This window comes from Myroides sp. C4067 (genome assembly GCF_038039665.1).
Classification (GTDB): Bacteria; Bacteroidota; Bacteroidia; order Flavobacteriales; family Flavobacteriaceae; genus Flavobacterium; species Flavobacterium odoratimimum.
Genome location: NZ_JBBPHJ010000009.1, coordinates 100,876 through 113,560, shown reverse-complemented (window position 1 = coordinate 113,560; position 12,685 = coordinate 100,876). Strand labels below are relative to the sequence as shown.

The window sequence follows — 12,685 nt, the reverse complement described above, 5'->3', positions numbered from 1 at the left end:
TTCATTTCAATTCGTATAATGTGATAAATTAATTCTGTACTATCTCTGCTAAAGACTTCTTCATAGACACTGCATACTTTAATGGCACATAATCTGCCTCCACAATATCCATTTCATAAAATGACAACGTTCTTACATCAAAAATGAATGTACCCACCGTCACTATTCTATCTTCATAATTTTCATAAATAGTGAATTGATAGTAATTTCCTCTTTTATTAGAACCATCATTCTTTGCATTCGGAGACACATCTACTCTCACCACTACTCCCGTACCACCATTAGCTATTACAGCCTTATTGAAGTCTTCACCTAAATAGTCTTTAGCCGCAGTAGTCTTTAACGCAGCTAATACTGTCTCAAGCCCATCTTTACTCACAGATATCTTATTCGACTCATCCATTAGCGTAACAGCTTTCTTATTGTCGATCTTAAATATCTTTTCAGTACTCTTTAGAATAGCAGGTTCTTGCTCGTATAAGTTCTGCCATGGTGTAGTTGTATCTTCTTCTTCTACCTTATTTTCATTAGTACTTTCATCTGTCACCACTGTTTCTTTCACCTCTCCTTCTGCACCAGAAGTATCTTTGTCATCCTTACAAGCAAATAAAGACACCCCAATAACAACTATACCTAAAACTCTCACTAATCTATTCATAACTACTTTTTGTTTTTAAACACTACTAAATCGACTACTTACTTCCTATAAATGAAGTATTAAGCTATTTTTCACAGCTTAGTTTTATACACTTCCAAGATACAAAAAAACACTAGTAATCAACCAACCTCCCTTACATAATTTAGCTAAATTATATAGCAAAAAAAAGGCCTTCCAAATGGAAGGCCTTTTCTATATATAATCTTTTAAGACTATTCTTGCTCAGCGATTACTTCGTAATCAACTTCAACGATTACATCACGGTGTAAACGAACGTTAGCAGTATATTTACCTAAACGTTTGATAACTCCTGAAGTGATGTATTTTCTGTCAACTTCTTGACCATTTTTAGCGAAAACCTCAGCGATATCTGCATTAGTTACAGATCCGAATAATTTTTCACCACCAGCTTTAACAGCAATCTTGATTTCTAAAGCTTTTAACGCCTCAGCGATAACTTTAGCATCAGCTACTAATTTAGCTTCTTTGTGCGCTCTTTGTTTTAAGTTCTCAGCTAATACTTTTTTAGCAGATGGAGTAGCTAATACAGCCATCCCTTGAGGGATTAAATAGTTACGTCCGTATCCTGGTTTAACAGTTACTACGTCATCTTTAAATCCTAACTTTTGAACGTCTTGTTTTAAGATAATTTCCATTGTTGATGTCCTTTTTATAAGAAGTTAGGTTTCACGAATGAAAACCAACAACTTTATGATTTGTTATTATTTTAATAAATCAGCTACGTATGGCATTAAAGCTAAGTGACGTGCTCTTTTGATCGCTACAGATACTTTTCTTTGGTATTTTAAAGAAGTTCCTGTTAAACGACGTGGTAAAATTTTACCTTGCTCGTTAACGAATTTTAATAAGAAATCAGCATCTTTATAGTCGATGTATTTGATTCCTGATTTTTTGAAACGACAATACTTTTTAGTTTTGTTTGTTTCAATGTTTAAAGGCGTTAAATATCTGATATCTCCGTCTTTTTTTCCTTTTGCAGATTGCTCTATACTTGACATAACAATTAAGCTTTTTTAGATTTTAATTTCTCTCTTCTTCTCTCAGCCCAAGATACAGCGTGTTTGTCTAAAGCTACAGTTAAGAAACGCATAACTCTTTCGTCACGTCTGAATTCAGTCTCTAAGTTGATGATGATATCAGCAGGTGCTGTGAATTGGAATAAGTGATAAAAACCACTTTTCTTGTGTTGGATTTCATAAGCTAATTTTTTTAAGCCCCAGTCCTCTTTAGCTACCATCTCAGCTCCTCTAGAAGTAAGAAATTCTTCGAATTTCACTACTGTTTCCTTTATCTGAGTTTCAGATAAAACGGGATTCAAGATGAAAACAGTTTCATAATGATTCATAAATACTAAATTTTATTTGTTACAAAATTGGGTGCAAAAATACAACTTTATACATACTATCCAAAACTAATTTCTTATTTTTTAAAAAACGGATAATAAAACATTCTCTTTGTTTCTTTATTCATTTTATATAAAGCGTAAACACTAACTCCATAATTAGCGAATGACAAACAAAGAAAAAACATTAAAACATAATTGATTCCAGCTACCTGATTAATTTTTCCTATTGTCCAGATAATAATGATAAAAGCCGACAACAACGCATAAACTATTTGATTACAAATAATATGCTTCCCTTCTTTCTTAAACTCCTCTCTATTATTGCTAATACAAACTATAAAAGGGCCTAAAACATTTCCCAAAGGAATAATAAGCCCTACTAATATTGACAAATAATACTTTCTACTTACAATTGGCTCTATCTTCTCAACAGAAATAATATCTTTAATATCTTGCCCTAAAGCACCACATAACAATTGTAAAGTCGTTCCTCGTGGTTCACTATCTCCTTTCTCGATTCGTTGAATTGTCCTAATACTAATACCTGACCTTTCACTTAACTCTTCTTGAGAAAACCCCTTTATCAATCTTAGTTCTTTCAATTTTTGACTTAATACATTCATAGCTTTCTTTATTATATTTTAAACAATTCAAAACTACATCAGATGTATAATATTTCTTATGACATAACTATGACATATCTAAGACACTTCAGTAAATCTAAGCTTTTTCACTCCCTCTTATTTATCTTTCTATTTTCTTGTCTAATAATACCTCTGCTCTCTGATACATTCCTTCTATAGATAATACATCTAAATCAGGGTGATTTCTCAACCACTTCGCATTTAACTCTACGATATCCTCTTCTAGATTATAGAAGTCATCATTCTTCAACAGATCTCTTGTAGGATTCGTACCGAAGTAATCCGACTCACAGAAAGCCTCTAATACAGTTTCGTCAATATTATTTAAAACTTCTAGTTGCTTCTTTAAAAGAGCTAAGTTTTGTGTAGCTCCTATTTTCTCTAGCCCATCAGCTATAATAGCAAAAAACTCATAATCAGCCTGAGTATTCCAAACAATCTGAGAGAAGTTTCCATTCTTATATTGAGCTAAATAATAATCAAGATAATAACTTAGGATTGCATCTGGGTGAACTGTCTCTTCCATTAATCCTCCTTCTTCTCTTACCAAGTTAATAAACGTGATATTTGAATAAACGATATCATAAGCCTCTTGACTATTAAATGAATCTTGTGATACTACAATTTTTAATTCCATACTATTATTTCTTTTTTATAACACTTCTTTTACCTTCTAAAAAGACCGCTAATAGAAATCTACATTAGCGACTACTTTCACAGAGCGATACTGTCCTATCGCTTCAAAACTTTTCAATATTTTTCGAACATTCTCTTTTGTCTTTATCAGAGGTACATTCTGAGGAATTTTAATTAAAATCACTCGTATATATTGATTGCGTATCCTATTAATTGCAGGCTCTTCTGGCCCTAAAACAGGTACACCTAGTTGCTCCTTCAGGTTGTTATACAACCAAAATGAAGCCTCTTTTAACTTCTCGAACTCTTTATGCCTTAGTGTCAGCTTAACTAATCTATAAAAAGGAGGGTACTTAAAGTTATATCGCTCATACATCTGCTCTTTATACATTCCCATATAATCATAGTGAGTCACTTGCTGTATGATATTGTGATACGGATTAAATGTCTGAATGATCACTTTACCCTTTTTATCCTTTCTCCCTGCCCTACCTGCTACCTGCGTCATCATCTGATATGCCCGCTCATGCGCTCTAAAGTCAGGGTGATACAGACTGTTGTCCGCATTCATTATTCCGACCAAATTCACATTATCAAAATCAAATCCCTTCGCCAACATCTGCGTTCCTACTAAAATATCGATTTGTCTCGCTTGAAAGGACTCTACTAATTTCTCAAAGCCATACTTCCCTCTAGTTGTATCTTGATCCATACGCGCAATACGCTTATTCGGAAATAACTCTTTTAATTCTTCCTCTACTTGCTCTGTACCAAATCCTTTTGTATTCAGATCCACACTGTGGCATCTAAAACACTGTTTGGGCATCGGTAACGTAAAACCACAATAGTGACACCTCAACTCATTTTTATACTTGTGATATGTCAAACTCACATCACAATGAGGACATTCTGGTACAGCTCCACAAGTCATACACTCTACGACAGGAGAGAAACCTCTTCGGTTCTGAAACAGAATGACCTGTTCTTCTAACGACAACGCCATATTTATCTCATCGATCAACTGATCTGAGAAATGTCCTGTCATCTGTTTGCGTTTATATTTATCTTTTACATCTACCAAAACAATCTCTGGCAAGACTACATTTGTGTAACGCTTCTTTAACTCCACTAGACCATACTTGCCTTGTGTAGCGTTGTAATACGTTTCTAAGCTCGGTGTTGCAGATCCTAAGGCTACTTTAGCATTGTGCTGTTTTGCCAATACGATAGCTGCATCCCTTCCATGATATCGAGGAGCTGGATCGTGCTGTTTATAGTTTCCTTCTTGTTCTTCATCTACCACTATTAATTGTAAATCCTGAAAAGGCAAGAAGACAGATAACCTTGTACCGATAACCACTTTTGCTTTTTCAGACTTATTCAATACCTGATCCCAGACTTCTAATCGTTCATTGTGTGAATACTTTGAGTTATACACCGCTACTTCATTTCCAAAATAGCTAGTCAACCTCATCACTAATTGTGTTGTAAGCCCTATCTCCGGCAACAGAAATAATACCTGTCCTTCATTTGCCAAGTATTTCTCTATAAGTTTGATATATACTTCTGTTTTACCAGACGCAGTTACACCGTGTAGTAAGACGACATCCTTCGTTTCTAATGACTGCCCGATCTCCCAAAGAGCTTTACTCTGCTCATCACTTAACTCGATAATATCTTGTACTGCATCCCCGAAGATCACACGATCTTGGTTTAAGTAATAATCTTCAAATATGCCTTTATCAATAAGCGCTTTGACTACTCCAGATGTAGATTCTGATTCTTCTACTAACTGTTTGACTGTAATCGGCTTTTTGTGCACAGCCTGCAATTGAAAATATTTTAAGATCATCTCTCTTTGCTTTTCAGCACGAGAGACTACTTCCATCAAATCTGCCAAACCATTCTCAGCCAAGTATTGCTCCGCTAGTTTGACATATCTAATCTGTTTCGGCTTATACTTCTCCACCATCTCTTCTTGTAAGAATATCATCTTCTTTTCTAAAAGAGAGTTAATCACAGGGAAGACCTTCTTTCGGTTCAGTACTGCTATAATCTCTTCTACTTTAAGAATAGACTGTACTTGAAGTGCCTCATATATTAAATATTCTGCATCATCTAATTCTTCTGCTTTAATAGTACTATCCGGATTATACTGTATAAGTGTCTCACTTTCTAAAAGTAACTGTGATGGCATAGCACTCTTATACACATCCCCTATCGTACACATATAGTAGTCTGCTATCCACTTCCATAAGCTGATCTGTTTCTCAGTGACAACAGGAGTCAGATCTATAATCTCATTGATTTCTTTTGCCTCATAATACTGAGGTACTCTATTGTGTTTTTCGATTACCACAGCCGTATATACTTTAGAACGACCAAAAGGAACAGCTACGCGCATCCCTACTTGGATAAACTCGTATTCTGCCTCACTTACAGCATAAGTAAACGTAGGGTCTAAAGCTAATGGAACAATAACCTCAACAAAGTAATTCATACTAATAGTACTATTTTTTAGAAATCAATAATTACAAAGATAATCGCTTTATTTTTATCTCATCCCATCAGTACTATATTCGCTCTTATTTATCGCAAGGTTATATATATTCTGTAATATATAACATCTCATTACTTCTAGTAGATGCACGCGATACACCTCTACTCGCGTTGTCGAAGATTTCTAATCTGTAATGTATAACACCTAAATACCACATAAAAAAAGCATCACTTTTTTCACTCCCTAAAAACGACACAAAACACTACTAATCAATAACATAAATCAAAAACAAACATTTCTATCCTAATTGCCCAACAGCTCCTAACAGCAGTGTATATAAGCAGTTATAGCATTTCCTTCAACACTTCTTCAACAATACCCCAAGATTGCTCTACTAGAAGGCTTGTTTATTGAAGCGATGTTGAAGAAGTGTTGTAGAGGTGTTGAAGAAATAGAACCTATGAATAAGGATTTGCTTGATAACTATTAGGTAGCCATAATAACACGCTTCACGCTCTCTTCTCTCTCCGATTATATACCACACAAGACTTCTACCCAAAAGAAAAGGCCATTAGCGAGTGCTAATGACCTTGATATCTTTTAAAATTATTTTAGATAATCTGTCTCAGTATTATAAAACAACGGTTATAAATACTTCACTTATCTTTAATCTGCTTTTTTCCATGTCTGTGTTCTTCCTATCAGAGATAATCCGATATACCCTCTTACATCTAGCTTATCCTTCCCATTTAGTTTTACAGTACATTTATACTGTTTTCCACTCTCTGGGTCAGTGATTTTACCACCTGTATATTCACTTCCTTTTTTCTGTAAGTCTTTAATGATAACAAGCCCTTCAATAGGTTTTCCTTTCTCATCTCCTTCACAATTATCACATTTTGGGTTAGGTTTAGATGGGTTTAAAAGTTTCTTTACCTGTCCATAATATTTACCGTCTTTCTCGTAAATTTCAACAATAGACTTCTCTTTTCCTGTACTATCATCTATCGTTTTCCACTTACCTACTATACTCTGTGCATGTGCTGATAAAGACACAGCTAACACCAACACAATTGTCGTTAAAAAATTCCTCATAGTTCAGCGTTTAATTTTAAGGTTATAACCCAAATATAGCTATTTTTTTGACTTTAATTTATTTATAGCTAAATTTAATTCAAAACCTAACAATAGAATCATACAGTTAATCCACAAATAGAACATCACTACTAATAACGTCCCAATAGAGCCATATAACTCATTATATCGGGCAAATCTCAATACATATACCCCAAAGAGATAAGAGGTAAGTATGTAAAGAATAGTGGTAAATACAGACCCTATAGAGATGAAGGATACTTGCTTGGTCTGCTTGGCTCCGAACTTGTATAATATAGAAGTAGTCATCAGTACTACTAACAATAAGAATATGCTTCTAGACCACTGTATCAACATAGAATCTAGGTTAAACTTATACATCACAACCTCTAGTGTCACAAAGAATGCAACAGAGAAAATGACTAGTATCGCTAGACATACAGATAAGACTAATGCGACAAGATACTGTCTAATCAGATTGCGAGAAACAATAATGTGATACGAAGACTCAAACCCTCCTATGATCGCAAAGACTCCGTTAGTCATTAAGAATATAGATAGCAGGAATCCCGATGATAGTAACGAGCGATAACTGTTATTCATAATATCGCTCAGAATAGACTCTATCGCACCAAAGGTATTCGGAGGGACAGAACTCTCGATAAACTGCATAAAGTCTACCTGAAAATTATCTATCGGGATATAGGGAATCAAGTTCAGTATAAAAAGTGCAAACGGGAATAACGCCATAAAGAAACTGAAGGCGATAGACCCTGCCCTATAGGAGAATGCTCCTTTTATAATCCCTAAGACATATAATTCTATTAAATCATAAAGAGAATACCCTTCTAACACCTTAAAACGAATACATTTTAAAGTCCGGACTATCGTACGTATGACAGGTATTCTGTCTAATCTTTCTTCTATTTCCTGCGACATTTAATCTCTTTTCTTTTTATCAAGCTATTTTTTAGGATGTGCTATATTTCCCTTAGTCGTATCGTAACCTTTATGATCACGCTTAAAGAAAAAGCTCACCGCCATAATCAAAAATAAAGCTACTACTATTACTATTCCGATGGTCTTATAGGTATTGACTAAATGTTCTGAATCAAACATCTCAATTCCCCAAAAACCTAAAATAACATATAATGCTGTTGTTAATACTAAGGTACAAACTATAAAACCGATAATATACTTCATACGCTATAGTTTTGATAATATTTCTTTCTTTTTTTGATCGTAATCTTCTTGTGTGATAATCCCTTCTTGTAATAATAAATTTAATTTCTTTAAAACTTGAAGTCCATCATCTCCAGACTGCTCCAACACTTGATTAGAAGCGATACCCAGCTGTTTACCTAACTCTAGTCCTGCTCCCATCTGTACTCCTGCCCCTGCTAGTCCACCTTCATTAAGAGCAGCATCTCTCAGAGCCTTCAGCTTCTCTAACTCTGCATACGTCATTCCTGCTGCTTCTGCTGCTTTTACATCAGAAGTTATATTAGATACAGTAGCAATACGCTGTTGGGTCTTGGTATCGAATACCGTTCCTAACACCTTAAAGTCTGTCAATACAAGTCCTAAAGCAGCAAACTCTTCATTTAGTTTATTCTTGATCTCGGTAGAGATTATTTCTAGCTGTGCATCTATCTCTGTATAGCCAAATGAGGCTCCTGATAGATAAGTAGTGATAGCCTGAGGAATGCGTTGAATAAGGATATCTTTTAAGTCCATCGCTGTATATACATTCGCATTGCTAATAACTTCTCTATAAAGAAAGTTAATATCCTGTATCTTAAACGAGAATGTCCCATTCACTCCTAGTTCTATCGGAATATCATAATGCTTATCTACATACTTAATCGCACTAGGTGTACCCCAAGACTGATTAATAATCTGAGATTGTCTAAAGAAGAACACTTTTAACTTATGCTCACTTTCAAAATTCTGACGAATATTAATCAACGTCGTAATAAAAGGATGGTTAGCTGTACTCAGACTAAAGGTTCCTTCTTCTAGGAGTATGTCCTGTACTTTTCCATCGTATACTAATACGCATCCTTGACTCGGTGCTACGATTAACTTAGATGCATTCTTGATCTCATCTGTTGGCGACGGAAATTGATACCATACGACATCTTGTGGTTGATCCTTCCATTCTATAACAGAAGCTAGCTGTTTCTTAAAAATATTGAATAATCCCATAGTTATATCTCTTTTCCTACTGTCTTTAGTTCATAAAGGTCTGAAGTCATCTTGATATCTCCATCCTTATTTATTATAGCAATATTAGTACTGTCTAACCTTACTAATATATAATCTCCTTCTACATCAATACTGCGGATCTCTTTCCAGTCCGTTTTCTTAGTCCATAACACACTACCATCTATCCCACTTATCTTCTGCAGTGTTATAGTCTCGTTCTCCAATACAGACATCTTGATAGCAATGATAACAGACTCTGCGTCTCCTACTAGTACACGTGCTCCATCTACATAAGTATGATTAGGAGTAAGGTCTTTAATAGAAACTATCTTCGCTTTAGATTTAGTATACGGCATCACTAAAACTTTCTTATAAGGAGACTTCTCTGTGAATATACCTGATCTACCGTAATCTTTGCTCCAGTTAAAACTTACATTGTATTGTGGAAAACCTTTTTGAGTCCAATGTTCGTATTGTATCAACTGTATTTCTTCTTCTGGAAAATCAAAACCTATACGCGTAAATTTATAGGATGTAGTCTTAACTGGATCCGTTAATTTCTTATCGTATATATTAGAGATTTTATCTATAGGTAATACAACACCTATATCTGCAAATAAGGCATATTGTTTTCCTTTATTATTCGTAACTGTCAGACATTGATCAAAAGTTCTAGATTCTATCGCTGCTACTCCTCCTGCAAACTCAGGATACTTAACAAAGAAAGATTCTGTCACATTCTCAAAAACTTTCTGAGAAGGGTTATACAAGAATAAATAGTAACTATTCACAATAAGGAATAGCTCGTCATTAGCTCCTCTATAATAATCTAATTTACTGCTATGTGTACCTGCTCCTTTTATAGATAGGTCTACTTCTAGAAGTGTTCTACTGATTTCTTCTCCTGTAGTCGCGTCTAGTAAGATGGTGTACACCTCATTTTCCTTACCTTTCTCAGCAAAGATGTCATTAAACCATCCTGTAAAAACAATGGTGTTCTTCCCTTTTGGGTCGATCATTAAGGCTGTTTCTGAATAACTAGCATTGACATATCTCACATCTCGCTTAGGAGGTGGGGTGGTGTTATACTCTGTAGTAGTAACAGGAGGTGGTGTAGAATCTGCAAATATGAATCTACTGATCTGGTAAGCGAAATAGATAAAGATAACAGCAGAGAAGCCTATAATAGCTTTTTTAGCAATCTGCACTCCTTGTTCATTATTCAGTTTACCCGTATTATAATTATGGTTAATAGTAATATCGTCATTATCTAGAAAGAACTGTGTATTACAGCTTCTACAGATATAGTGGTCTTTCTTAGTCTCATCAACCTGATTACTCCCACACTGAGGACATACTATTTTCTTTATTGTTTTTGCCATGCTTCTCTTTTACTACAATACTGCTTTAAGGCTTAAGTCCATATTGTACACTGAGTGTGTTAATGCTCCTGAGGAAACATAGTTAACTCCACATAATGCATACTCTCTAACTGTACTTTCATCGATATTACCTGAAGACTCTGTTTGACATTGATCACCTATCAATGCAACAGCCGCACGTGTCATCGCATAGTCAAAATTGTCTAACAAGATACGGTGAACATTATCACAAGCTAAGATTTGCTTCACCTCATCGATGCTTCTAGCTTCTACGATGATCTTTAGCTCTTTATTATTGTCTTTTAAATATTGGTTTGTCTTTTCAATCGCTTCTTTGATACCTCCTGCGAAATCAATATGATTATCTTTCAACATAATCATATCATAAAGAGCAAAACGGTGGTTCTCTCCTCCGGCTATCTTTACTGCCCACTTCTCTATCGCACGTATACCTGGTGTAGTCTTACGCGTATCTAATATTTTAGTACTGGTACCTTCTAATAAGTTTACGAATACACGAGTCTTCGTAGCGATAGCACTCATGCGTTGCATGGCATTAAGCATTAGTCGCTCAGCCTTTAGAATAGACTGAGAAGACCCTGAGATATATAAGACTATATCTCCTACTTCTACTTTCGCTCCATCCTGAATACACACTTCTACTTCTAGTGTAGGGTCTACATAGTTCAATACTTGTTGGGCGAACTCTACTCCTGCTATATACCCTGCTTCCTTTACTAATAGTTTAGCCTTACCTGTAGCTGTAGAAGGAATACAAGCTAATGAGCTATGGTCTCCATCTCCTACATCTTCACGTATAGCGTTCTTAATAATTATATCTAATTCTGCTTGAAATTGTGCTTCTGAAATCATATTTAAAAAAAATTTGCGATGCTAAAATAAGAAATGTTTTAGCAAATCTTATTATAGAACATCGCAAACTATGAGTTATAATGACAAGCTTATCCTATCACTACTCCTAACATTTTATAGAATTCTCTAAGGATATCAGGGTGTCCAGGCCATGCAGGAGAAGTGACTAAATTACCGTCTACCACAGCTTTATCTACTCCTACTTCTTTATAATGACCACCCGCTAAAGTGATATCTGGTCCTACTGCTGGATAAGCAGTCAGTGTTCTTCCATTTAATACACCTGCTGGAGTTAATACCTGAATACCGTGACAGATAGCCGCTACTGGTAAATTCTTTTCAAAGAAGTACTTCACAAAGTCAATTACCTTACTATTTAGACGGATATACTCTGAAGAACGCCCTCCACAGATATACAGTCCATCATAATCTGCTACATTCACTTCATCAAATGACTTATTGATTACAAAATTATGTCCTCTTAGTTCTGCATAAGTTTGATACCCTACAAAGTCGTGTACAGCAGTTGCAATCACTTCATTCTTCTTCTTTCCAGGACATACCACATCTACTTGTACTCCAATTGATAATAGTGCTTGATAAGGAACCATTACTTCATAATCTTCTACAAAGTCACCTGCTAACATTAAAACTGATTTTGCCATATTGTTTTTATTTAAGTTAATACCCTTCTAAGGTAAGCAATTATGAGTAGTCCAAAAACTGAAACTTAAAAAATAACCATAAAATAACATCTGCTCCAAATACTTTTTAGTAACTTTAAAAATCTAATTAATCCTATTTATTTTGACTATGAAAACAAAAATCGCATTACTAGCCGCTACATTCTTTACACTAATCAGCTGTAACCAAAAAGTAGCGCCAACACAAGATGTCAAAGTCTTAGATCTATATACAATAGAAGTACCTGGTACATTTGCACCGATGCAAGAATTATATCCTGATGCTGATATTCAGTATGGGAATACGTTTAAACAGATGTATTTAGTCACTACACATCAAGACAAAAATAAGACGGCAAACTTCGAAGAATATGTTAAACAATCTCTAGCTAGCTATAACAAAAGAGAGAACTATGAGATAATAGTACAAGAGGATGTCCGAATAAATGGAATCCCAGGAAAGAAATATGAAATAATGATGTCTCAGGATAAAGATATGATGTATATGATCCAAGTAATACTAAATGGTAAAAAAGCTAATTACCAATACATTACATGGACTACAGGACAGAATAAAGAAGCACAAAAAGACAATTTCTTAAACACTTTAGCTTCTTTTAAAGAACAGTAATACTTTTAA

Annotated in this window: 15 protein-coding genes; 1 reads left to right on the top strand and 14 read right to left on the bottom strand. The window is 34.8% G+C overall.

Annotated elements, in window-relative coordinates:
- Positions 1-28 precede the first annotated feature (28 nt).
- From AABL87_RS08755 to AABL87_RS08690, 14 genes are all read right to left on the bottom strand, one after another.
- Positions 29-658 carry a hypothetical protein gene (locus AABL87_RS08755; protein WP_006261969.1) on the bottom strand — a complete coding sequence of 210 codons (630 nt, stop codon included), beginning with the start codon at positions 656-658 and terminating at the stop codon, positions 29-31.
- A 212-nt stretch (positions 659-870) separates the two neighbouring features.
- Positions 871-1,314: a 50S ribosomal protein L9 gene (gene rplI, locus AABL87_RS08750; RefSeq protein WP_006260232.1), complete on the bottom strand. Its 444-nt coding sequence runs from the start codon at positions 1,312-1,314 to the stop codon at positions 871-873.
- A gap of 66 nt (positions 1,315-1,380) precedes the next feature.
- Positions 1,381-1,677, bottom strand: coding sequence for a 30S ribosomal protein S18 (gene rpsR / locus AABL87_RS08745; RefSeq protein ID WP_006260233.1), 297 nt, complete (start codon positions 1,675-1,677; stop codon positions 1,381-1,383).
- Between the two features lie 5 nt (positions 1,678-1,682).
- Complete coding sequence (gene rpsF, locus AABL87_RS08740; RefSeq protein ID WP_006260234.1) at positions 1,683-2,024, bottom strand: 30S ribosomal protein S6; 342 nt, start codon at positions 2,022-2,024, stop codon at positions 1,683-1,685.
- Between the two features lie 74 nt (positions 2,025-2,098).
- Positions 2,099-2,647: a helix-turn-helix domain-containing protein gene (locus AABL87_RS08735; RefSeq protein WP_341277197.1), complete on the bottom strand. Its 549-nt coding sequence runs from the start codon at positions 2,645-2,647 to the stop codon at positions 2,099-2,101.
- A 121-nt stretch (positions 2,648-2,768) separates the two neighbouring features.
- Entirely contained in the window at positions 2,769-3,305 is a 537-nt protein-coding gene (locus AABL87_RS08730; RefSeq protein ID WP_341277196.1) for a DMP19 family protein, read from the bottom strand.
- Positions 3,306-3,353: 48 nt separating this feature from the next.
- Positions 3,354-5,804, bottom strand: coding sequence for a replication restart helicase PriA (gene priA / locus AABL87_RS08725; RefSeq protein WP_341277195.1), 2,451 nt, complete (start codon positions 5,802-5,804; stop codon positions 3,354-3,356).
- 666 nt (positions 5,805-6,470) lie between these two features.
- Positions 6,471-6,899, bottom strand: a complete 429-nt coding sequence (locus AABL87_RS08720) for a DUF2147 domain-containing protein (protein WP_006267052.1) — start codon at positions 6,897-6,899, stop codon at positions 6,471-6,473.
- Positions 6,900-6,938: 39 nt separating this feature from the next.
- Entirely contained in the window at positions 6,939-7,838 is a 900-nt protein-coding gene (locus tag AABL87_RS08715; RefSeq protein ID WP_006260239.1) for a YihY/virulence factor BrkB family protein, read from the bottom strand.
- Positions 7,839-7,862: 24 nt separating this feature from the next.
- Positions 7,863-8,102: a hypothetical protein gene (locus tag AABL87_RS08710; RefSeq protein ID WP_341277194.1), complete on the bottom strand. Its 240-nt coding sequence runs from the start codon at positions 8,100-8,102 to the stop codon at positions 7,863-7,865.
- A 3-nt stretch (positions 8,103-8,105) separates the two neighbouring features.
- On the bottom strand, positions 8,106-9,107 hold the full coding sequence (locus tag AABL87_RS08705) for an SPFH domain-containing protein (RefSeq protein WP_341277193.1): 1,002 nt from the start codon (positions 9,105-9,107) through the stop codon (positions 8,106-8,108).
- A gap of 2 nt (positions 9,108-9,109) precedes the next feature.
- Entirely contained in the window at positions 9,110-10,489 is a 1,380-nt protein-coding gene (locus AABL87_RS08700; RefSeq protein ID WP_341277192.1) for a hypothetical protein, read from the bottom strand.
- A 12-nt stretch (positions 10,490-10,501) separates the two neighbouring features.
- Positions 10,502-11,362, bottom strand: a complete 861-nt coding sequence (nadC, locus tag AABL87_RS08695) for a carboxylating nicotinate-nucleotide diphosphorylase (protein ID WP_341277191.1) — start codon at positions 11,360-11,362, stop codon at positions 10,502-10,504.
- Between the two features lie 89 nt (positions 11,363-11,451).
- Positions 11,452-12,027 carry a DJ-1/PfpI family protein gene (locus tag AABL87_RS08690; RefSeq protein ID WP_016650472.1) on the bottom strand — a complete coding sequence of 192 codons (576 nt, stop codon included), beginning with the start codon at positions 12,025-12,027 and terminating at the stop codon, positions 11,452-11,454.
- A gap of 148 nt (positions 12,028-12,175) precedes the next feature.
- Between AABL87_RS08690 and AABL87_RS08685 the strand changes: the two genes are divergently transcribed.
- On the top strand, positions 12,176-12,676 hold the full coding sequence (locus AABL87_RS08685) for a hypothetical protein (protein ID WP_341277190.1): 501 nt from the start codon (positions 12,176-12,178) through the stop codon (positions 12,674-12,676).
- Positions 12,677-12,685 lie beyond the last annotated feature (9 nt).